General features: G+C 64.5%; 9 protein-coding genes. 1 reads left to right on the top strand and 8 read right to left on the bottom strand.

The features are described 5' to 3' along the window. Positions 1 to 206 precede the first annotated feature (206 nt). The 8 genes from ATE71_RS07570 to ATE71_RS07610 form a co-directional block, all read right to left on the bottom strand. Positions 207 to 1,484 carry an HlyD family type I secretion periplasmic adaptor subunit gene (locus ATE71_RS07570; RefSeq protein ID WP_058802865.1) on the bottom strand — a complete coding sequence of 426 codons (1,278 nt, stop codon included), beginning with the start codon at positions 1,482 to 1,484 and terminating at the stop codon, positions 207 to 209. After that, positions 1,481 to 2,551: a cell wall hydrolase gene (locus tag ATE71_RS07575; RefSeq protein ID WP_058802866.1), complete on the bottom strand. Its 1,071-nt coding sequence runs from the start codon at positions 2,549 to 2,551 to the stop codon at positions 1,481 to 1,483. Before ATE71_RS07575 ends, ATE71_RS07570 begins: the two co-directional genes overlap by 4 nt. Beyond that, positions 2,548 to 4,734 carry a type I secretion system permease/ATPase gene (locus tag ATE71_RS07580; RefSeq protein ID WP_082665131.1) on the bottom strand — a complete coding sequence of 729 codons (2,187 nt, stop codon included), beginning with the start codon at positions 4,732 to 4,734 and terminating at the stop codon, positions 2,548 to 2,550. The genes ATE71_RS07575 and ATE71_RS07580 overlap by 4 nt, the downstream gene beginning before the upstream one ends. Beyond that, positions 4,731 to 6,128 carry a TolC family outer membrane protein gene (locus ATE71_RS07585; RefSeq protein WP_058802975.1) on the bottom strand — a complete coding sequence of 466 codons (1,398 nt, stop codon included), beginning with the start codon at positions 6,126 to 6,128 and terminating at the stop codon, positions 4,731 to 4,733. The genes ATE71_RS07580 and ATE71_RS07585 overlap by 4 nt, the downstream gene beginning before the upstream one ends. 100 nt (positions 6,129 to 6,228) lie before the next feature. Continuing rightward, complete coding sequence (locus ATE71_RS07590; RefSeq protein ID WP_058802868.1) at positions 6,229 to 15,624, bottom strand: DUF5801 repeats-in-toxin domain-containing protein; 9,396 nt, start codon at positions 15,622 to 15,624, stop codon at positions 6,229 to 6,231. 467 nt (positions 15,625 to 16,091) lie between these two features. Then, on the bottom strand, positions 16,092 to 17,078 hold the full coding sequence (locus tag ATE71_RS07595) for a M23 family metallopeptidase (RefSeq protein WP_152998684.1): 987 nt from the start codon (positions 17,076 to 17,078) through the stop codon (positions 16,092 to 16,094). A 462-nt stretch (positions 17,079 to 17,540) separates the two neighbouring features. Continuing rightward, the gene (locus ATE71_RS23030) at positions 17,541 to 19,664 is read right to left on the bottom strand and encodes a calcium-binding protein (protein ID WP_058802870.1); all 2,124 of its coding nucleotides are present in this window, start codon (positions 19,662 to 19,664) and stop codon (positions 17,541 to 17,543) included. A 346-nt stretch (positions 19,665 to 20,010) separates the two neighbouring features. Continuing rightward, on the bottom strand, positions 20,011 to 21,561 hold the full coding sequence (locus ATE71_RS07610; protein ID WP_058802872.1) for a TolC family protein: 1,551 nt from the start codon (positions 21,559 to 21,561) through the stop codon (positions 20,011 to 20,013). Positions 21,562 to 21,958: 397 nt separating this feature from the next. Between ATE71_RS07610 and ATE71_RS07615 the strand changes: the two genes are divergently transcribed. After that, complete coding sequence (locus tag ATE71_RS07615) at positions 21,959 to 23,143, top strand: helix-turn-helix transcriptional regulator (RefSeq protein ID WP_058802873.1); 1,185 nt, start codon at positions 21,959 to 21,961, stop codon at positions 23,141 to 23,143. The last annotated feature ends 1 nt before the right edge of the window (position 23,144 follow it).

The raw sequence follows: 23,144 nt of genomic DNA on the forward strand, positions 1-23,144 counted from the left end.
CGCATCCGACAAATCCCCGCGACCCATGACTGATCCTCAAAAAGCAGTCTTGAATCAGAAGGAGGAGGATTTGGGAATCCCTTTTGTCAACACGGCCTAGGCCGCCGCCGTTGCCCGGTCGGGCCGCCTGAGACGGTCGTGCAAGAGCCAAAATACACAAGGGGCGTTGCGACCGCTGTTGCCGCGCCTATCGGCGCACGGCGCCGTCAGCGTTCGGTAAATGCCTCCGACCTCGCACGCAGGAACGGCTTGAACAAATAGCTCAAGACGCTTTTCTTGCCCGTCAGCACTTCTACGTCGCAGATCATGCCGGGGGTGATCGGCAACTGGCGACGGCCATTTTTCAGATAGGCGACGTCGGTTTCGACGACGACAGTGAAATAGGCTTCCTTGGTCGTCTCGTCATAGAGGCTGTCGGGGGAAATCTGGACGACGCGCCCCGATAGGCCGCCATAGATCGCAAAATCATAGGCGGTGACTTTGACGTTGGCGCGGTCGTTGACCTTGATGAAGGCGATATCGCGCGGCGCGACGCGGGCCTCGATCAGCAATTTGTCGCCGACGGGTACCACCTGCATGATCTTTTGTCCGGGCTGGACGAAACCGCCCACCGTGGTGACCTGCACGTCGTTGACGACGCCGTTCGCAGGGGAGCGAATTTCGCTGCGCTGCTGGCGGCCCGCAGCGCCGCGCAGCGATTCCGAATTGACCGCCATCTTGGCGACGATCTGGTTGCGCTCGTCGAGCGCCTCTTGGCGAAACTCCAGCCTTGCCGCCGCCGCCTGCGCCTGTGCCTCGCTGATCGCGGCGGCGGCACGCGAAGCGGCCTGTTCGGCCGCGGCCAGTTTGCCGCGCACCTCGGTCACTTCGCGCTGGGCGTTGAGCAATTCGGTCTGCGGAACGATCGATTTGGCGGCAAGCGGCGCGAGCAGTTCGACCTGGCTTTGCGCCAGCGACAGACTGGACCGGAGCGAGGCGATCGTCGCCTGCGCTTCGCCATAGTCTCGGCGGCGCTGTTCGACCGTGGCGTTCAGCGCCATCCGGCGGCTTCGCTGGGTCGCGGCCCTAGCCGATTGCAGTGCCGCCTCCTGGCTGCATTCGGGGGGAAGGACACCGTTCGCATCGGGGGCGCAAACGGCCGCCTCTGCACCATTGCCCTCGCGGCCGAGGCGCGCGGCGCGCGCCGCGAGCGAGCGGTTTTCGGCTTGGATCTGGCCGAGCTGCGACGAGGATTCGGTGTCGTCGAGACGGACCAGCAACTGGCCCTTGCGAACCGCCTGACCCGACCGCACGACAATGTCCAGGATCGTTGCCGGTTCGGCCGACTGGACGATCTGCGCCTTACTCGATGGGATGACCCGGCCTTGGCCGCGGGTGACTTCGTCGACCTGCGCAAAGCTGGCCCAGCTGACGAAGACGAACATGCCGACGCCCGACGCTAGGATGATCCGGCGCGTGCCGACATAGGGCCGCGATCTGATCATGATCCACTCTCCTTTGTGGCGACATCGAATTCGCCGGCCTGTTGCCGCGCCATCATCCGCGACGCGCGGCTGGTTTCCTCGGGCTCGGGGATCGCCAGTTCCCAGCCCAGCGAGGGGTCGAGCCTGCCGCCGGCGTCATTGTCGGCGCGGCGATCCTGCAGGGCTTCGAGCGCATTGCCCGCCGAGGCTTGAATCGCGCCTTGGCCGTCGCCGCCGTCGCGCGGCCGCACGACGGCGCTCCGGGCCAAGATCGTCGGGATCGCCTCCACCCCGCTATAGCGGCCCGAAAAGGCGCCGGGGGCGCCCCATTTTCCGGGCCAGCGATAAAAGATATGCGCGCCGAGCTGCGCGATCTTGACCAGTTTGGGCGCCCAATAGGGCGACACATAATTGGCGTGATAATGGGTGGCGTGGCCGACCGACGGTTCGACATAGCCAGCGAGCGCGGCGCGCGCGATATCCTCGGCTTCTTTCCATTTCGCTGGGTTGGGCCGTCGGTTCAGCGATCCGTCGCAGGTAAAGCTGAACTGGCACACCGGGCGGTTGACGCCCTGATAGACGACGCCGCAGATTGATTTGGGAAAGGCCGGGTGCAGGGCGCGGTTGATGACAACCTGTGCGACCGCGCGCCGCCCGGCGAGGGGTTCGTAAGCCGCCTCGAAATAGACCGCCTGGGTTAGGCAGCGCAGCGCCGTGAGCGCCGCCTTGGGATCGACCGTTGCCGGATGGAACGGTCGCGCCGATGCGACCGGCCCGGTGGAGAAGGGGATCGCCTGGTTGCGCGTCATCGCCGTCTCGGGTGCCTGCACCGGCACGGCGTCTGGATCTTCGGTCAATTTGATCAGCCGCACCATTTCGGGATCGGTGATCACGGGCGCGTCGAGGTTGCCATGATCGGTATTGGCGGTCTGGACAGTGTCGCCGCCGACGAACGCGAACAGCTGGTCCCACATCGTCCGCGACGTGAGCAGGGTCACGACCACCGCCATGATGACCAGCCATAGCATGGTGCGGCGATTGTCGTCGTGGGCGACGGTGCCATATCGACGGGCGGTTGCGGCGGTCATGACGCGGATCGCTGCGCAAGAATTTCGTCGCGCGGACCGTCGGCGACGACGCGGCCCTGATCCATGACGATCAGACGGTCGACCAGAGAGAGCACGGTCATCCGGTGCGTTGCAACGACCAGCGTCTGGCCGGCGGGTATCGCCGCCTGCAGGCGATCGACGAAATGCTTTTCGGTGTGGCTGTCCATCGCGCCGGTCGGTTCGTCGAGGAACAGCAGATGCGCCGGGGTCACCAGCGCGCGTGCAAGGACCAGAAAGCTGCGCTGTCCGCCGGACAGGCGCGCGCCGCGTTCGCCGATGTGAAAATCGAAGCCCGCCGTGTCGCGGCCCAGAAATTCGTCGGCCCCCGATCGCCGGACCGCATCGATGATGCTGGCGTCGTCAGCGTCGCTGCCACCGACCATCAGATTCTCGCGCACGGTGCCGCTGAACAATTCGGCATCCTGACCGACGAAGCGCAGGGTCGAGCGCAGGTCGTGCGGATCATACTGGCGGCTTTCGAGACCGTCGATGCGATAGCTGCCGCTCGTCGGATCATAGAGGCCGCAGAGGACCCGCCCCAGCGTCGATTTGCCGGAGGCGACGCGGCCGATCAGTCCGACGCGTTCGCCAGGTTCGATGACCAGGCTGACGTCGGCGAGCGATTCGCGTTCGGTGTCGGGATAGCGGAAGCCGGCATGGTCGAGTTGCAACCGCCCGTCGCGGACCTCAGGGGTGAGCGAGCGGCTGCCCTTGTCGCGCTCGTCGTCCTGATCCATCAATTGTTGCAAGCTGTTCAGCGTGACGAACGCCTGCCGCCCCCGCGTCATCAGGAATGCAAGCTGGCCGACCGGCGCGAGCGAGCGGCTGGCGAGCATAACGATCGCGATGATCGCGCCCATTGAGATGGTGCCGGCGTTGAACAGGTAGAACCCGCCGATGATCAGCGCGATGCCGGTTGCCTGCTGACACAGGGTTGCGAGGTTGACCGCGGTCGCGGTGAGCTTGCGCATTTCTTCCTGCGTATAGGCGTTTGACGCTGACAGCCGCCGCCATTTGCCGAGCATCCGGCCTTCGGCGCGGCACGCCTTGACCGTTTCGAGGCTGCCGATCGTTTCGACCAGCGTCGTTTGCAGCATACTGGCGTCGACCTGCGCGTCGGCGACGGCAGCGCGCATGCGGCGTTGCAACGCCCAACCCATCGCCAGCATTACGACCATGGCGACGATCGGAATGACGGCAAGCCAGCCGCCCAGCACCGCGATCAGCGCGACGAACACGGCCAGGAACAGGATGTCGGTCAACAGGACGACGGTGGTCGAGGCAAAGAAATCGCGGACTTGTTCATAATCGGTCACGCGGCGCGCGAGTGCGCCGGTGCTGCCGCGCTGCGTCGCCATCGGCAGGTTGAGTACCTTGTCGAGTAGCCGCTGCGACAGGCGTGCGTCGATCCCGCGCCCGACCTCGTCGATCAGCCCGGTCCGGGCCAGCCGCAGCCCATATTCGACCGCGATGGCAAAAACCGCGCCGAGCGCCAGCATCCACAGGCTGGCTGCGGCCTTGTTGGGAATGATGCGGTCGTACACGTTCATCGTGAACAACGGCATCGCGAAGGCGAGCAGATTGATCAGCAGCGATGCGAACATCACATAGCCATATTGGCTGCGCTCCTTCCACACTTCGCTCCAGAACCAATGCTGCTGCGACGCCTGATCCCATGGACGTTCGCGCGCGGTTTCGCTCGCGGGATCATGGCGCACGATGACACCTTGCCCCGAATAGGCGGCCGCGAGCAGGCGGCGATCGACGGGCAGGTCGGAGGCGGCGCCCGGCAGGCGGACCCAGCAGTCGTCGTCGTCGATGGCGGTCAGGACCAGCGGCCGTTCGTTCGCCAGCAACAGTATCGCCGGGACGTCCTGCGCATTCCACGCAGCAAGCGGCCTTCGCACGAGCTGGCAGCGCAGCCCGACGGCATCAAGCGCGTGATCGAGCTGGTCGAGCGGCACGAGGCCGTCGTCGTCGAGCGCCAGTCCCTTTTTTACCCTGAGGTCGGAGAAGGGGCGCTCGAACAGCATGGCCATGGCGGCGACCGCCGCGAGCAATTCGTCGCATTGCGCCGGCGTGCTGCGCCATGTTTCGAAAGTCGTTGCGGGTGAGGGCCGGCGCGACCGCCGGGCCCCGCGGGCGTCGGCGGGATAATTCATTTGGGATCCCGCATCGCTTCGGGGTTCATTTCGGGGGTGGGCCGGACCTTGAACCGTTCGCGCGCGACCGCCGCGGCCGCCGCGGGCGGCTGGACATCCATCGCCGCGAGCAGGTCGTTGAGCGCCGCGAGCAGCTTGAATTCCGAATAGAATTGCGCGAATTTTGCGGTCTCGGTGCGGACCTGGACGTTGTAGCGCGTGTTCTGCGCGTCGAGAACGTCGAGCAGCGACCGGCGGCCGACGTTGAACTGGGCGCGGTAAGACCGCAGCAGCTCGTCGGAAACGCGGCTCTGTTCTTCCAGCTCCTTGACCAGCTTGCCTTGCGCGTCCCAGGTGTTCCAGGCAACGCGCACATCCTCTTCGGCCTCGCGGACCATCTGGTCCATCCGGTAACGGGCCTCGTTTTCGCGCCGATACATTTCCTGCACCTTGGACTTTTTGATTCCGCCGTTGAAAATATCCCAGCGCAGCACCAGCCCCGCGCGCACGTCGTTGGTTTCGCCCCTGAAGCCGTCGATATCGTCGCCGATCCGCGCGTTGCCTTCGAGTGCGAGCGTCGGCGACATTTCCGCTTTCGATTTGCGGACCAGCGCATGCGCGGCGTCGAGGTCGGCTTGCGCTTCGCGGACCCGCGGATTGCGTTCGCGTGCCCGCGCCAACGCATCCTCCAGCGTCGCCGGAATATTCCCGGCAAGCGACGGCGGCAGCGCGGCACCGTCGACCAGATCGAGCCCGGTCAGGGTGCGAAACGAGGCCGATGTGTTAACCAAGTCGAGATTGGCTTCGGTCACCCGCGCCCGCGCCGCCTGCTGGCGTTCTTCGGCCTGCTGCTGGTCGGCGATGCTCAGCGATCCCTTGGCGACCCCTTCGCGCAGGTCGGTCACCAGCTTGCTGTGAAAATCGATATTATCCTCGGACGCGGCGACGATCCGTTGTTGCAACAGAAAGTCGAGATATTGGCGCGTGACCTGGAGCGCGACGAACTGCGAGCGCTCCTCGACCCGGAACGCGGCGCCGTCGGTTCGCGCCGCCTGGCGCCGGACCTCGTTGCGGCGGACGCCGCCGTCGAACAGCGTCTGTTCGACATTGAGGCTGCCTTCCATCGGGTACAGTTCGTTATTGGCGATGCCGAGCGCCCGGCGCGTGCTGTTTTCGAGGCGGCGGATCCCCACCGATCCCTCGACCGAAATGCGCGGGGCGAACAGGCGCTGCGCCTGTTCGCGTTCGAATTCGATTGCGGTCTTGTTCTCGACCGCTTGGTTGATTTCGGGGTTGGTCTGGACCGCAGTTTCGACTGCGGTCTTCAGTTCGATCCGCTGGGTCCAGCCGGCGTCGTGCGTCGCGGCGAGCGCGGCGGCGGTGAGCAACAAGGCTGCGGTACGAAATTTCGACATCTTCATTCCCCTGCATTTGTCCGGTCGAAGTCGAAGATCCTTCTGCGTGATCCCTTGCCTGCGCCGGTGTTTCGTGATGTCCGGCATCGCCGCCGGCGGTTCAGGCGTGTCCGGCCGACGCCATTTGCTCGAGCTGCATCGCGACATGCTGCTGCGCGAGGTCGGCGATGAACGAGTGGCCCGATACGGCGGAACCGCCGTCGCCCGGAAAGGCGGCCGGACCGCCATCGGTCAGCATGATGCGGGGCAGCACGGGTTCGGCGGGCGTCGCGGGTCCGAGCAGCGCGTCGAGTTCGACCTGCGGCCCTTCCAGCGCGGCGGTGACGATGGCGTCGAGCGGAACCGCGGCGGGGTCGGACACCGCCTGCGCCGGCAACACCATCGGCATCTGGTCGCCAGAGGGGGGCGCGGCGGTGGGTTGGGGCGGCGTTAGATCGGCCTCGGTTCCCGCGAGCAGCTGGGTATGGGGCGGATCGGGCGGCGCGATGTCGGCGGCGTCGCTCCGCGCTTCGCCATGGTCGCCTTCGTCCATCTGGCGCTGGCTGCTGTCGGGCTCGATCCGGGTCGCGGCCGGGTCGGAAAAATATTCGTGGACGAACCCGTCGCCCTTGGCGGCGGCAGGGGCAGGCGATTGGTCCGCCGGCTCGCTCGACACCCCGATCTGTTGGTTCGCAACGCGTGCGTCGCCATCCGACGGGGCGGGCGGCTGCGCCGCCAGCGGGGTCGCTGCGGCCAGTCCCGCCACCAGCATCGCGGTCGAAACGCCTGCGGTGCCGTTGATTGCGGCAACCCGCTGCTGATCGTGGAAATTGGTCGCGAACGCCGCATCGGCCAGCTTGCCGGTGCTACCGTCGGCGCGCGTATAGAGTGCTTCGCCCCTGACATGGACTTGTCCGTCGGCCGCCACATAGGCGCGTCCGTCCGACGTCAGCGAGATAGCGATGACCCCTTCGCTGACCAGCGAGCGGAATTCGCCCGCGTCGGTTACGCCGTTGCCGTTGGCATCCTGCCAGATCCCGAATTTTGCGAACTCGGTATCGGCGGCGTCCAGCTTCCCGTCGCCATTGCTGTCATAGGCAGCGGCCAGCCCCTGCAAATCCGACAGCCCGCCGCTACCGAAGACCAGCTCGGATCCGTTGTTGACCTTGCCATCGCCATTTTTGTCGATCGCCAGCAGGCCGTCGTGCGCGCCGACCCATGCGGTGCTTTCCGCGATGCCGTCGCCGTCATAGTCGAAACTGGCCCCCGCCGCGTTCGAAACAAATTCGACCCCGTCGCCGTCCAGATCGACCGCGATCGGCGGCGCGAGCGCGGTGATGGTGACCGACAGGTTGGCGGTTGCTGTGTCGCCGTCGCGGTCGGTAACGACATAATTGAATATTTCGGTCGCGGTGACCGTGATCGGGCTGGGTGGCTGGTAGCTATATTGGCCCGTGGCGAAGTTCAGCGTCAGCGTGCCGCCCATCGGCGTCGTTATCGCGTTCAGCGTCGTTCCGGCGATGCTGCCGCCGCTCGATATGGCGATGCTCGAAGCACCGTCCCAGCTATAGGTGGTCGACCCGATGGTGATTGAAAGCAGGCGGCCGCCGTCGGCGCCGAAGAAATCATTTGCGTCAAGGTCGCCCGATACCGCCGAGGGGACGATGACCGACAGCAAGGTCGAGACCAAATCTTCGAAATCGTCGACCAGGATCGGTTCATTGTCCGGCGCCGCGTTCAGGTCGATGTCGCGCAACCGCTGGATATTGAGCGGTTGCAGCGGGTTGTTGTCGATGCCGATCGCGGTGACATTTACGTTGTTGCCATCGACAAAGTCGTTCCAAGCCGTCGCCGTCGCTGCGGTCAGCGAATTGACGACCGTTGGCGGGATGCCGCCGAACTGGATCTGTTGGTTCGGGTTGCCATCGCTCAGGAAAAAAACCTGGTTGCTGGCGCCGGGGATCGCGTCGAAATTGGCCAGCGCGGTCTGGATCGCGCCAGTATAATTGGTATTGAGCCCGATATCGTCTTCTGACGGCCGTTCGCCGCCCGCCGCCGGATTGAGCGAGTCGAGATACGCATTCGCGTCGGCCGCGGTCGAAAAGGATTCCGACGCGAACGAGCCCGAGGAGAATATCACGAACTTGATCGTCAATGCGCCCGACGCGGAGTTGTCGAGCTGCGCGAGCGCGCCCTGGACAGCCTCCAGCATCGTGTCGAGTTCGCCATCGTCGATACTGTCGCTGAAATCGAGGATGAAGAGCGTGTTCACATCCTGCATCGGCTGCGACGACGATCCCGTTTCGCCGGTGGCCGTCGGCGCGTCATCCTCGATCACGATCTGGATTGCCGATGAATTGGTCGTCGTCGTGGTGCCGTCGGACACCGACACGGGTACGACGAAATCCTTGAGGTCCTCCAGCGTGACATCGGGATGGTCGACGGCGCGCGACAGGGTGACCGTATAGGCGCCGTTCGATGCCAGTGTGACGCGGATGACTTCCGACCCACCGACCGAACCGATCAAGGTGCCCGTGCCGACGCCGGTCCACGCGACGGCAACGCCGCCTGCGGTGAGTACCGCGCCGGGATTGCCGAGAGTTGCGGTCAGCGTCTCGCCGGCATCCGCATCGGCAATGGCAAGCGTCCCGCTGAAGGTCGTGCTGTTGGTGGTGTCCAGCGTCGCGTTCGGCGCCGTGTCGGGCAGCCCGTTCGGCAGACCTTCTTCCGATACCCGCGCAATCGTGGTGCCGATCGTCGGCGCATCGTCGGTCCCGAACACCGTGATGGTCAGCGTGGAGCCGACCGACAGCAATCCGTCGCTGATCGTATAGGCGAAGCTTTCGGTCAGCGTCTGCCCGCTGTCGAGCGCGTTGACGACAGGCTTGTCCTCGTCAAGCGTGTAGGTGTAGCTGCCGCCAGCGTCGATCACCAGCGTGCCGTAGAGACCGATATATGTCCCTGCCGACGTGACGGTGATCGCCTCCAGGTCGGGATCATTATCGGCGACATCGGCAAAGCTGCCAAAGGGCGCGCCAGGATGCGCGATGTCCTGCAACACGTTGCCGGACGCGCTGGGGTCCGATCCGCTGGCACCGTCTAGCACCCAATTGGTGTCGGCGCGCGCAATCGGGAAATCGTTGATCCCGGTGATCGAGATGGTGATCGTCGCGACCGACGTATCTCCGTCGGCGTCGCGCACCGTATATTCGAAGCTTTCGGTCAGCGTCGCGTTGGAATTGAGCGCGATGACCGCGGGATCGTTGGGATCGAGGTCGTAACGATAGCTGCCGTCGGCGGCGATGACAATCGAGCCATAGTCGCCCGCAAGCGCGGCGCCCGGCGTTCCCGTAGACGCACCGAATGCCACGCCGACGACCGTTAGCCCGCCGTCGGCACCCGCATTGTCGGGCGATCCGTCCATGCCGTTGGCGTCGATCCCGCCAAGTCCGGTCAGCACATTGCCGTCGGCAAAAATCTCTCCGTCGCGCGATACATTGTCCTGGTCGTCCACCGCCTGCGGCGCATCGTCGCGGATCGCGAACTGGCCGGTGATGTCGGTCGTCGTTCGCGCGGTGTCGCCGTCGCCGTCGTTTGCGATCGCGGTCAGCGTGACCAGATTGCTGCCCGTCAAGAATTGCGTCTGGTCGGGTCCGCTGTCGGGCGTGTGGAGGATTGCGCGCGACTGGTCGAAAGTGACGAGGCCGCCGGGGGCCACCGAAATGCGGAATACTTCGTCGGTCGCAGTGCGGCCGAAGACGACGCCGCCCTCGATCGACAGGATCACCGCTTCGCCGGTCAACGAGTCGATCAGACCGCTTGCGCCGGCGGTGACGCCCAGTTCATATGTCACCGCGCCGGGGCCGTCGGCACCGAAATCGGTGGTCCCGCTGAACAGTCCCGCCAAATTGACGGTCGCATCGGCGGCAAGGTTGCTTTCGTCGACCGTCAACATCGGCGCGGTGCCGCCAGCGGCGATCGACGGACCATCGTCGGCAAAGCGGATGTTGCCGCCCATATCCACCGCTACCGTGTCCGAAATACTGTCGCCGTCGCGATCGACGATTGTCGCGGTGCCGCGCAGCTCGACCAGATTGGCGGCCAGTTCGACGAACTGAGCGGCATAGTTGCTGGACGAACCCGGCAACGGATGGTCGATCTCGGCAAATTGGGTCAGCGTGACGACGCCGGTCGCGGCATTGACCGCGATGGAGAAAATGGGCGTACCGGCCGCGCTGCCGACGATCTCGCCGGAGACAAGGGCCAGCGTGACCGGCACGCCGTTGCTGGTCAGGGCGGTGGTCGCGGCCGCCGAGCCCAGCGCAAGGGAATAGGTCCAAGTCACCGCGCCCGCATCTGCGGGACCATCGGCGCCGAAATTGACCAGAGACGTCGAAAAGGCCGTCGAAAAATTGGCGGTCGCCACGTCGGATGCGCTGCCGCGCGTGTCGGCGTCCTGCGTGGTAAGCGTGATCGCGTTGGTATCGGCATTGGTCGCGTCGATCGATGGGCCATCGTCTTTGAACACCAGCGTGTTGCCGACCGCGACCAGCGCCGACGCCTGATCGCCGTCGCCGTCGGTGACCGTTGCCGTCAGCCGGATGATGGTCGGCGACAGCGTCACCGGATCGTCGGGATTGCTGGCATCCGGGTGGCTGACCGCGCGGATCTGATCCAGCGTTGCCTGCCCATTGCCATCGACGGCCAACCGGAAGGCGACCGTCGATGGCGAATCCTGCAACCGTCCCTCGACGACGTTGCCGATGGCCTGCAGGATGATCTTTGATCCCGTGGCGACATCGACCAGACCGGCCGCCGTTGTCACTTCAAACGTGTAGCTGACCGTACTGCCTGCCTGATCGGCGCCGGTCACAATGTTGAACAGGCCAGCGAAATTGGCGGTCGCATTGAACGCCAGGTTGGTCTCGTCGACCGTCAGCAGACCTGCGGCCGGCGACAGAGCAGTGATCGAGGGGACGTCGTCCGATACTGAAATCTGAACCGTTCCCGCAACTTCATCGCCGTCGGCGTCGGTCGCGACGACCTCGAGCGACCCCAGATCGACCAGATCGTCGATCGTCGTATCGGGGTGCAGGCCATAGTTATATTGCAGCGTGACGGTCACCGTCGCCGCATTGCCCGACACGCTGAGATCAATCACGATCACGGAATTTTCGTCGGCGTCCCAGCCGATGATCTGGTTGTCCGATTCCAGCGTCCAGCTGAGGCCACCATCGAGCGCCGAAATGTCGCCAAAGCCGATCGACGCGATCGCATCGGAACCGGGGGTGAACAGGATGTTGCCGCTAGCCGAGACGGGTTGCGCCAGCGACGGCGTCGATCCGGTTTCGAGATGCTGGTCGTCGACGGTCAGCTGGATCGGGCCGCTTGCCGTTGGCGGCGCGCCGTCGGCGAGGCGGATTTGCTGGATCGCCGAGGACCGGTCGCCGTCGCCGTCGGTGATCGTGTAAGTGAAATTCGCGTTGATTGGGAAAACGCTGATCTGCGGCACCGGATCAAAGCTCCAGGCCCCGTTCGCCTGAAATGTGTAAGTGCCGTTGGCGTTGCTGTAGCTGGTGATACCGGTCGCGGCGACCGCTACGACCGCGCTGCCGATCGTGACCGAGGAGACCGTCGCCCCGTCTGCGCCCTGCGTATCGTTCGCCAGCAAGTTTCCCGAAATGGCGGCCGCGTCTTCGGCGACGGTGATCGATGCGGCGGGTCTTGCCACCGGTACATCGTCGAGTACGTCGATGACGATTTCATTCTGCGTCACATTCCCGAACGCGTCGGTCACTTGGTAGGCGAAGGTTTCGACCGCCGGCACAAGGTTGGTGCCATCGTCGTCCGTCGCGCCGTCGACCGCGGCGGCCAGTGTGTAGGAATAGCTTCCATCGGGATTGAGCGTGAAGATGCCATGGGTGCCGACGCCATCGCCAACCAGGCTGAATTCGAACGGGCCTGTACCGCCGGAAACATTGTCATTGAGGTCGCCGGACGCCGTTTCGGCGTCGCTGTCGGGATCGCTGCCTGCGGCGAGCGCGGCTTCATCGACTTGCAACTGAACGGCGTCGGCAAAGAGTCCCGAGTCGCTCAGGTGGATAGTCAGCGTGGTGGTCGACTGGTCGCCGTCGCCATCAACGAGTGTGTAGACGAAAACATCTTCCGCGCCGTCGGGCGGGACGATGTTCGCATTTGCGACATAGATATAGCTTCCGTCGGCGGCGACGGTCAGCTGGCCGTATAGGCCCGCGATCACCGCGCCGACGCCGCCGGTCGCCGGCGCCGACGGACCTTCACCGGCGGCGCGCACGCCCAAGATTTCGGCGCCGTCCGCGCCGGGGATATCGTTGGCGAGCAACCCGCCCGTGGCGTCGACTTCGAGCGTCTGCCCTTCGCCGATGTCGCCTTCGTCGTATTCCGCCGCGGGCGTGTCGTCGACGATCGTCACGTCGAGCGTCGCCGCCGCGACGGTGCCGTCGCTGTCGGTGATCTCGATCGCGAAGGATTCGCTTAGCGTCGCGTCGGTTGGGCCGCTGTGGAGCAGGCTGTTGTCGATCAGTTCGTAGCTATAGCCGATCGTCCCGCCGACAATGTCGCCCGCGGCGTCGAATAGCGGCTCGAAATCGGTGATCGTCAACATGCCGAGGTCGGTGGTGATCACCAGCCCCGCGACGACCGTTTCGCCCGCCAGCGTAATCGCGGCCACGCCGTCGGCTGCGGCGAAGGTGAAGCTGCCGGTCTGGACCAGCGCGTCGCTGTCGGGGGCCGACCCGTCGACCAGATTGGCTTCCGATACCGTCGCTTCCGCGCCTTCGGGATCGAGACCGTCGATCGTCACGATATCGTCGCGGCCGCGGATGACCACGGTCAGCGTCGCCGTGGCTTCGTCGCCGTCGCTGTCGGTGACGACATATTCGAAGGTCTCGGTCAGCTCGTCGTCGCCGTCGAGCCCGGCCACGTCGGGATTCTCGGGATCGAGTGTATAGAGATAACTGCCGTCCGCCGCGATTTGCAGCGTGCCATAGGCGCCGGCGGTTAAGCCATCGACCTCACCGCTTTCACCGCCGAACGCGATGGCGGTGACGCTGGCGCCGTCGGCGCCCTCGACATCGGCCTCGCCATCGGTGGCGTTCGCGTCGCTTCCGCCGACGCCGGTCAGCACATTGCCGTCGGCGGTTGCGGTGCTGTCCGATGGCAGCAAGTCGAAATCGTCGATCGCGGTCGGCACATCGTCCTCGATCGCGATGTTCAGCGTCCCGCCGGCGCTGTCGCCGTCGAGGTCGGTCACGACGACGCCGAAGCTTTCGACGACCTCGTCGCCGCTCGTCGCGTCGGTGAGGGTATAGCTATAGCTGATCGACGTCGCGGAGATGGCGGTGACGGTCAGCGTGCCATATTCGCCCACGATCGTCTGGCCGACCGCCGTCACGGGTTCGCCATTGATGCGGACGGCCCCGACGCCATCGGCCGCGGCAAAGCTGATCGCGCCCTCGGTCGTGGCGCTGCCGTCGTCGGGCGCCGATCCGCCCGGCAGGCCCGCCTCGGACACCAGCTGGCCGTCGTCGTCGCCGTCGGGCAGTCGGATCGTGACGCCGCCGTCGCCGATCGCAATCTGGAGCGTCGCCGTCGATACATCGCCGTCGCCGTCGGTCAGCGTATAGGTGAAGGTGTCGGACACGCCGCCTGGCGTGCCGGGGTTGCGGACATAGCTGTAGCTGCCGTTGCTGTTCAGCGTCAGCACGCCATATAGGCCGGCAACGGGCTCCCCCGCGGCCACGGCGGCGCCGCTGCCCGACACCGACGAGACGCTCGCGCCATCGGCCCCGGGGATGTCCCGCCCGCCGTCATTCTCGGCATCGGTGATCACATTGCCGGTGGCCGGGGCAAAACTGCCCGCGGCGATACTGTCGAAATCGGCGACCGCTTCGGGCGCATCGTCGAGGATATCGATGTCGAAGCTGGCGGAGACGGTGTCGCCGTCCAGGTCGGTGATGCCGACGGTGATCGGCTGCGACGTCGCGGCGCCGAGCGTGTTGTCGGTAAGCGCGAAGAAATATTCGATCGAATCGGGGTTGATCGAGACGATGTAGAAGGTCCCGGTGGCGAGCGCGATTTCCTGACCTTCTTCGGTGACCGCGACCCCGTTGATCGTCAGCGCGGCGGGACCGTCGCCGGCGGAAAACTGGATCGTTCCGGACGTGAAGTTGGAATCGTCGCCCGAACGCGAACCGGGGCTTTCGCCATCGCGCTCGGGCAGCCCGGCTTCGTCGACCACGGTGCCGTCGTCGCCCGCTGCGGGCAGGACCAGCGCGGGCGTGCTGTCGCCGATGCGGATCGTCAGCGTCGCCGTCGATACATCGCCGTCGCCGTCGGTGAGTTGATAGGTGAAGACATCGTCGACCCCGCCGGGTGTTCCGGCCGACCGGACATAGGCGTAGGTGCCGTCGGGCGCGATCACCAGACGGCCATATTGGCCCTGCACCGGCGTTCCCGTCGGGCCGAACTCGGTCGCCGATCCCCCCCGGACGCCCGTGATGATGGCCCCGTCGGCGCCGGGCGTGTCGGCGCCGTCCGCACCGCTTGCGGTTCCCGCGCCGGTGATGACATTGCCAGATTGGGGCAGGCGGCTTCCGGCTTCGGTATCGTCAATGTCGGACCGCGCGATGGGCGCATCGTCCTCGATCGTCAGGGTCAGGGTCGCGGTCCCGACATCGCCGTCGTTGTCGGTGACGGTGATCGTCACCGTGTCGGTCGCGGCGGGGGTGGTGCTGTTGTCGGTCAACGTGTAGCTGTACCCGATCAGGCCCGGCGCGATGCTGGTGATGGTCAATTGGCCCAGCGGGGTCGCGATGACTTGCCCGACGGTCGTGACAGCCGTGCCGTTGACCGCGACGACGACGGGCTGGTCGAGCGCGGCGATCTGGATCGTGCCGCTGGTCGATTCGCGGGGCGATTCAGGATCGGACCCGGCCGGTTCGGCACCGCGCGCGGCCAGCGCCGCTTCCGAGACGACGGCGGTCGCGGCAGTGACCCCGACCGTCTGATCCGGGGTTGTGATCACGACCCGGGGTTTGTCGTCGACCGCGTCGGTAATGACCTCGAGATCGAGAATTTTCGGAAAGCCGAACTCGGTCGGCGGCAGCAGGTTGCCGAGCGCGAACGGGTCGCCGATGTCGCCCGGGGTCTGGGCGAAATTGCCGCCCGAACTTTGCGGGCGACCGGCGGCGGGTTCGGGCTCCTGGTCCGCGATCAGCGCGGCCACCGTGGGTGCCGGGATGTTGATCGGGCCGACCTTGATCTGCGGGATGCGCAGCGCGCCATCGACGATGACCAGCACTTGTCCGTCGGGCAGAGTGACGACGAGGTCGTTTCCCGAAAGTTTGATTGCGTCGAGCCGGGTTCCGGGTGGAAGCTGGATCACGCCATCGACGGGCAGGATCGTGGTTGCGCCCGGCGGAATGGCGCGTGCTATAGTGGCGATTTCGCCGGCCGGTTCATTTCGCTTCAATCCCATCGCCCAATGCCCCCTGCATCACGGATGTTCGTCGGTCACGCGGCAGCGGCCTGTACGGGGGCCGCTGCGGAAACGGGCGAACAGCACTGCATTTCCGCGTCGGATGTCGCGCGGAGCCGCAATGCAAGCTCTTGTGATCGTGCTGGGTTCTCTTTGGCGACCTGTGCCCGTGCCTTGTCACTGACCCGGGAAATACAAACCCCGGGGGGTGATTCTGCAATGGCAATTTCCGGTATGGGCACATATACTTTTGTGTTAAAATAATATCTTAAGGGTTAATTTTATCTTTATATTGCTATTTTTTACCATCTATATCGACATAATGTGTCGCATATTGAATATGACTTTAGATAATAATGTATGTGGACTTTGTATATAGAGAAAATTGGACAATTGTCCGGATAATATTTCAGAAGTTATAATATTTTTTAGTATTGTTTTCAATATTGTAATGTCTTTTGTAAATTTCATTTTATAATTGCTGTCGTTTCGATCCTGGCGACAATCGCATTTTCGCGTTTTAGCACATATCGTCCGGTGTAGCGGCCCGCGGGCCAGCCCGCCGCCGGTGCGCGCTTGCCGCTATAGGCGAACCAGCTGAGGCCGCCGCTTTCGACAACCGACTGCTGGTCATGCACGATCTGCCCATCGGGCCCGGCGATCGAGAATGCCTGATAATCCCCGGCGCGCGCGCCGATCGCATCGACCCACAGGATCAGCGGCGCCTGTCGTCCGTCCAGTGCCGGGGGCGGGTCACGATCGGCGACCGCCCTGGGCGGCACGGCCGAGGCGAGGCCACCGGTAATCACCGCGCTGGGTTCGTACCCCAGCGAATGCGCGGCGGCCGCGGTCCAGAGTCCTGCTGTTCGGGCTTCGGAATTGCAGGGCGGAAGGGCGGCGGCGCCGACGAACGGATCGACGGCTTCGCCGCTATGCCGCACGGTGAAATGCAGGTGCGGAAACTCGCTATTGCCCGACAAGCCGATCAAGCCGATCCGTTCGCCGCCGCTGACGCGCTGGCCCGGATGCACAGCGATGCTGCCTTGGCGAAGATGGCTATATTGCGTCTGCCAGCCGCCGCCATGGTCGATCACCACCGCATTGCCCGCATCCTTGCCATTCAGTCCGGCCCGGACGTCGACGCTGACGTCCGGTTCGCCGTCGCGCGTGCGGAGCACCGTGCCCGGTGCCGCAGCCAAGACCGCAAATCCGGTCCGCATGTCGGCCATGGTGCGCAGGCGAATGTCGATCCCGTCATGCCCGTTCGTCGTGAGCAGCCCGCAACGATAGTCGCGGCGGCCGGGCCCCGGGTCATGGTCGAACAATTTCTGGACAAGGCAGGACCGGCCGACAATGCAGTCGGCCGGAAAGCCAAGGGCAGGGGCGCCGTCCGGCGGCAGCGGCTGCAATGCAGCGAACGCCATCGACAAAGACAGGATGAACGGGTGCATCATGGTCGGGCTCTGGTTGCGGACGGGCTGTTCGCGGCGCAAAAGCGACAATGGATGGAAATTCGACGCCGGCCGCCGCCAGGGGGCGTGGCGGCGGACACGGCTAGCCAGCGGGAGCTGGCCGAACTAAACTCCGCCGAATGCCGAGGGGCGAAACCGCCGCCGGATTATCGACGGAAAGCTATTCTTCTTACACCCAATCTCTGCAGACCTGCTCGATCGAAGCAGGCGTCGTCCGGATGATTCTTGTCCGTCATCCTTGCGTCAAAATTGACGGAAGGCGCGGTTTCGTGCCATTCCCTGATGGGGACATCGCAAAAATTTGCTGTTGGGTGACACTCTGATTTGATTGCGCCAACCCACAAATGTCTGGGTTGCCGAATATAAAAAGGAGGGCAGGCCGCGGCCTGCCCTCCAGTTTGCAGAGGTCCGTCGAGGAGTGGCTCCCCGTACGAAGCCTTGTCCTCAGACGAACGTGATCATGTCATAGGACGCATTGCCCTGGCTGTACGCGTTGAGCGCCGCAACCGTGTCATAACCACCCAGCGCAGCGATCGCCGCGATCGGGGCCGAGGCGCCTTCCCAGAAGTCCTCGATCAGCACCGAGCCGACCGCGGTAAAGACGTACACGTCAAGCGCGTCGCCTTGGCCGTCCCAGTCGCCGGTGATGACGAACACGTCGGCATCGGGATCGAAGCCGGCATCGACGTCGAACACCAGCGTGTCACGGTTCGCGAGGTTGAAGTCGCGGCCCGATCCGAGGCTGAACGGTGCGCCGATGACGTCGTCGCCAAAGCCGGGCGACGAATCGGTCGCGTCGAACAGGAACAGATCCTTGCCCGCGCCACCCGACATATGATCATTGCCTTCGCCGCCAGTGATCTTGTCGTTGCCGCTTTCGCCTTCCAGATTGTCATCGCCAAGACCGCCGTCGATGGTGTCGTTGCCGGTGTCGCCCCGGATGTCGTCGTCACCGTCATCGCCGTCCATCTTGTCGTTGCCCATGCCGCCCGACATATAGTCGTTGCCGTCACCGCCCGACATGGTGTCGTTGCCGCCCGGGGTGTTGCCCAGGTTTTCGTACAGCGTGTCACCATACATGACGTCGTCGCCATCGCCACCGAACATGGTATCGGCGCCCATGTCGCCGGCGAGTTGGTCATTGCCGTCTCCGCCATCGACTAGGTCGTTGCCAGCGCCGCCATAGATCAGGTCGTCACCCTCGTTGCCGGCCAGATTGTCGGCGCCGTTGTTGCCCTGAATGACGTCGTTGCCTTCGCCGCCTGAAACAACGTCGTTGCCGTCGTTGCCGGTGATGCTGTCATTGCCATCGCCGCCGGCGATGCTGTCGTTGCCGGCATCGCCCGCGAGCAGGTCGTCGCCGTCATTTCCTTCGATAACGTCGTCGCCTTCGTCACCGTTGACGATGTCGTTGCCGTTGCCGCCCGAAATGAAATCGGCATCGGTATTCTCCGGATCGAGCGGGTCGAAGAAGGGATCCCCGTTGCCGCGGATCACGTCGTCGCCGTCATCGCCATACAGGGTGTCGTTACCGCCCTGGCCAGCGATCACGTCGTTGCCATCGTCGCCATGGACAAGGTCGTTGCCGTCATTGCCGTTCAGCGTATCGTCGTCGTCGCCGCCGCCGATGTCGTCATCGTCGGCACCGCCCTGGACGAAGTCGAGCCCTGCGCCGCCGCGGATGACATCGTTGCCCGCATCGCCGTTGAGTTCGTCATCGCCATTTTCGCCGGAAAGCGAGTCGTCGCCTTCGCCGCCGTCGAGCTGGTCATAACCGTTGCCGCCGAGGATGGTGTCGTCGCCATCGTCGCCCCACAACAGGTCGTCGCCGCTATCGCCATCGATTGTGTCGTCGCCGCCCTGTCCGAAGACCTGATCGTCGCCGGCACCGCCCGAGATATTGTCGGCTTGCCCGATACCTTTGTTATAATTGCTCTGGTTATAGGCGAAGTCTTCGTCGGCTTTGCGATTGACGCCTTTGTCGCCGAAGATCACATCATTGCCTTCGCCACCCGAAAGCTGGTCGACGCCATTGGTGTTTGTGCCGCCATCGATATAGTCGTCGCCGTCGCCACCGGTCACCACGTCGGTTTCGGTCCCGCCGTAGAGATTGTCGTTGCCGGTGCCGCCATCGACGATGTCGTTGCCAGCGCCGCCGTCGGCGCGGTCATCGCCCGATTGGCCATAAAGCACGTCGTCGCCGGCATCGCCGCGGAGGAAGTCGTTCCCGCCGCCGCCCCATGCGGTATCGGCACCAGCGCCGCCGAGCAGCGTGTCGTTGCCGTCGGCAACACCGTTATCGTCGCCGGTGTACAGGACTTGGCCGGGCGCCGGGACCGAGATGCTCGCCTGGTCGCCGATCAACGTGTCGTTGCCGCTTCCGCCATCGATGCGATCGTTGCCGCTGCGGCCGATGACATTGTCGTCACCCGCATCACCGTAGAGATCGTTGTCGAAATTATTGCCGTAAACGGTATCCGCCCCGCCGTTGCCGCGTGCGTTATAAGGCAGGTTCGCGGTGTGGACGAGGGTGTTGAGATCGATAAAATCGACCGCATTCGTTCCCAATACCTGCCCACGGGCCGTGGGATTTTTAGGATTGGTCGGTGCGTTAGAAGATCCAACTGTAGGCATTTCGCTATCCTCTTCATTGGTGGGTCGCAGGGATGCGGTTTCGCCGACTCGGCTTTGCCATCCCCCCAAATGGCCACGAAAATTCGGAGCCATGACCAAGGGATATGGCGGGGCGGAGGGACCGCACATTCCTGCTTGGGGACATGGCGGACAATTTTGTGGAGTGGTTCATTTTGGGGCAGTTCATCGGCGAACATGATTCGCAATCTGCTCGGAACACATGGATTTTAGCCGTTTCGGCGAATGCCGAAACGGAATGGCTGCAAGAGACAGCGGCTTGCTAGTTAAGTTTGCGCCCGAGCGCCGAGGTCGCAGGACGCGCCGGATTGCCCGGGGGTGCCGCTGCGTCGCCGACGCCGCGATCGGGAGGCTGACCTAGCGACGACATCGCCGGGCGGGCCAATACCGTGGGTCCGGCAACAGCCGGTCCGCTGCTGGCCATGATCGGCCGTCCGAGCGCCGACATCGTGGGGCGTTCGTCAAGGTCCGTGCTGCAGCATCGCCCGTCGAGGATCGCGCTCGTGTCGAGCTGGCCGGTCGCGGCCAGCAAGCTGGCGCGGGCGACAAATTCGTTGCGCAATGCGCGCTCCAACGTGACGCGGGCGGACAGCAGTTCGTTCTGGGCGTTTAGCACGTCGGTCAGCGTGCGGTTGCCGCCGATGGCTTCCTTCTTGATTCCTTCCGCCGCTTGTTCGGTCGCGGCCACCGCCATTTCGGCTGCGGCGATCGTGCTCTTTGCCGATTGCCAGCGCGTCCAACTCGTCGCGACATCCTCGGCCACCGTTCGGAGCGCAATGTCGGTTTGCGACAGCCGTTGATCGCGGACCGCGCGCGCCCGGCGAACCTCGGCATGATCGCGCGGCAGGAAAATCGGTACCCGGAGTTCCAGCCCATAATAGAGCGATGAGCGATCGTCCGGATATTTGCCGGTGAAGGTGTTGGTCGCGCCGCCGGTCAGATAGTCGTAGCCGCTGACGGCGTCGAGTTGTGGGAGGAGGGCGCCGGTGGCGAATTTGACCCCCGACTTGCCGGCCTGCGCGTTGAGCCGCGCGGCGCGCAGTCGCGGCGCGGCGTCGAGCGCCATCTTTTGTGCCGCGGCAAGCGACGCCGGAACGGCGGCCAGCGGCGGCAGGGGCGGGACAATCGTTCCCGACTGGCCGCTGACATTGCGGAACCGGTGCCCGTTGACGCCCAGTTCTTCGCTCGCGGCGAGGACGCCGGCCTGTGCGGTCGCCAGCCGCGAGCGCGCCAGTTCCTCGTCAGTGCGCGTGGCTTCTCCGAATTCGAGCCGGCGTGACGTCGCGCGAAGCTGGTCGCCGATCGCCTCGCTCTGCGCCTCGGAATATTGCAGGATCTTGCGGTTCAGGTGGACGTCGGCGGCGCTCGTCAATAGTTCCAGCAGCGTGTCTGACGTGACCGCGTCAAGCCCCGCGGCGGTCGCTTCCAGCTCGGCTTTGGCTATCCGTACCGAATTATAGGTCCGGTCTCCGTCATAGAAGCGCAGCCGCGCCTCGAAACCGGCCTGCCCGGCGGTGTACCGCGCATCGTTGGCGCTGCTGCCGTTCTTGATGTCGATTTCGCGCCGCTGCACGGTGCCGTTCGCCTCGATCGTCGGCAAATAGCCCGCTTCGGCGGCCTGCAATCGCGCCTTGGCGATGCGAACCTGATGGCGCTGCGCCGCAACATCGGGGTTGGAAAGAATGACCTGACGCGCGAGCGAGGCCATCGTGCTCGATGGCGCGACGGCGGCGGGCGCCGATTGCGCCAGGAGCGGAGTCGCGCCGATCGCTAACGCCGCGGCGGCGGTGGGTGCGCTCAGGGCGCTCGCCAAAAAAGTCCAGGATTTCCCCACGTCACCCCTCCTGAATCGTCGTAGATTCGAGTGCCGACCCCTCTTTTCACAATTATCAAAGAGTAATGCGCGGCGGTGGGGCAGGAAACTACCCTAACGGATATGTCCGAGGGGATAATAGACTCAGTCTGCCGAATCGAAATAGACAAGGGCCGTCGCCAGCATCCGTCACGGCAGGCGACGCTATCGAGAGATTCGCATCAATCGACAGCCAACGCCGGGTAGAAAATGCTTCAGGCAACCCCGGTCGGCGCGTGCGTCCTGGCCCGTAACCAGGGCATCGCGCCAGACATCATGGTCGCGCGTGAAACGCCTGTAGCGAGCTTCGGCATCGCTTCGGGAACGATGCTTTTTGGGGGCCATAATGTCTGCGACCATGGTATTTTCGACGCAGTATGCGGACGCGGTCCGCGACGACGCCCAACTGTTCGAGGGGTCAGCGGGCGACGGTCATGACGTCATGGCGGATCATCCCTTTTCGGTCGATGTCGCGGCGAACACCCGGCGGCTATGGCACGACTATCTAGCGCAATTCGACGTAATGTCGGCAATTTTGACCGTGTCCGTGTCGGGTGCGGGACAGCAACGCCATGCCTTTTTGATCGGGTTCGACCAAGTGCGGGGCGACGCGGCCGCAACCCGGCGCCTGCTGACAATGATGGAGGAGGTATGGGCCCGGATCGGCGAACAACCGGCGCATCCTTTCCAATTTTCCGCCGCGCTTTTCGGTACGGGCTCGGGGCCGGTTGACGCCGGCACCGATGGGCCCTTCCACAATGGCCTTGCCATACAGCTGAAGCGCGAGGGCAAAGCCGTTCGCGCGCTGTTCTTTCGTCATGCCGGCGGGGCTTCTTTCAGCGACGCCGATGCCGCCTCTCTGCAATCGATTGCGCCGCTGCTCGCCGAGTCTGCAACGGGAGTCGCACAGCTTGCGCAACAGTCGCAGCGCTCAGCGATGCTGGAGGGGATGTTCGATCGCGTGTCGCTCGCGACGGCGCTGCTGTCGGCCGACGCCCAGCCCCTGTTCCTGAACAGCGCCGCGGCGGGATTGGTCGAACAACGCAAATGGCTGATCCGCGCCGCCGACGGCGCGATCGTCGCAGCGAATCCGGGGCAGGCCAAACAATTGCGCGAAAGCATCCGCCGCGCCGCCACCGCGGCGTCCGATGCGCCGGTTGAAGATGTCTTCCGGCTCGATTGCCGCGATGGCGAATGGCGATTGGCATATGTCATCTCGGCCAAGTCGCGTACCGGCGATGGAACCACGCGCTGTGCCATGATGATCATTATGGGTCCGGGCAAGGTCGATGCGCCGACGTCGTTACTCGAAGCGCTCGGATTGCTCCCGTCCGAGCAGCGCTTTCTGGGCCACTTCCTGAAGTCGAGCAGCCTGTGCAACGCGGCGGAAGGCTGTGGCCTGTCGGAAGAGACGGCGCGGACCTATCTGAAGCGTGTACGCGCCAAGCTGGGCGTCCATCGGCAGATGGAACTTGCCGGTTTGATCTCGGGACTCGTGCTGCCGCTCAATGCCGCGGATAGCCCAGCACATTTGGAGCGGTAGG

The organism is Sphingopyxis sp. H115 (assembly GCF_001468465.1).
In the GTDB taxonomy this organism is placed as follows: domain Bacteria; phylum Pseudomonadota; class Alphaproteobacteria; order Sphingomonadales; family Sphingomonadaceae; genus Sphingopyxis.

Coding starts and splice junctions, on each gene's coding strand:
- ATE71_RS07570 (WP_058802865.1), bottom strand. CDS start 1,484: ATGATCAGATCGCGGCCCTATGTCGGCACGCGCCGGATCATCCTAGCG.
- ATE71_RS07575 (WP_058802866.1), bottom strand. CDS start 2,551: ATGACCGCCGCAACCGCCCGTCGATATGGCACCGTCGCCCACGACGAC.
- ATE71_RS07580 (WP_082665131.1), bottom strand. CDS start 4,734: ATGAATTATCCCGCCGACGCCCGCGGGGCCCGGCGGTCGCGCCGGCCC.
- ATE71_RS07585 (WP_058802975.1), bottom strand. CDS start 6,128: ATGTCGAAATTTCGTACCGCAGCCTTGTTGCTCACCGCCGCCGCGCTC.
- ATE71_RS07590 (WP_058802868.1), bottom strand. CDS start 15,624: ATGGGATTGAAGCGAAATGAACCGGCCGGCGAAATCGCCACTATAGCA.
- ATE71_RS07595 (WP_152998684.1), bottom strand. CDS start 17,078: ATGATGCACCCGTTCATCCTGTCTTTGTCGATGGCGTTCGCTGCATTG.
- ATE71_RS07615 (WP_058802873.1), top strand. CDS start 21,959: ATGGTATTTTCGACGCAGTATGCGGACGCGGTCCGCGACGACGCCCAA.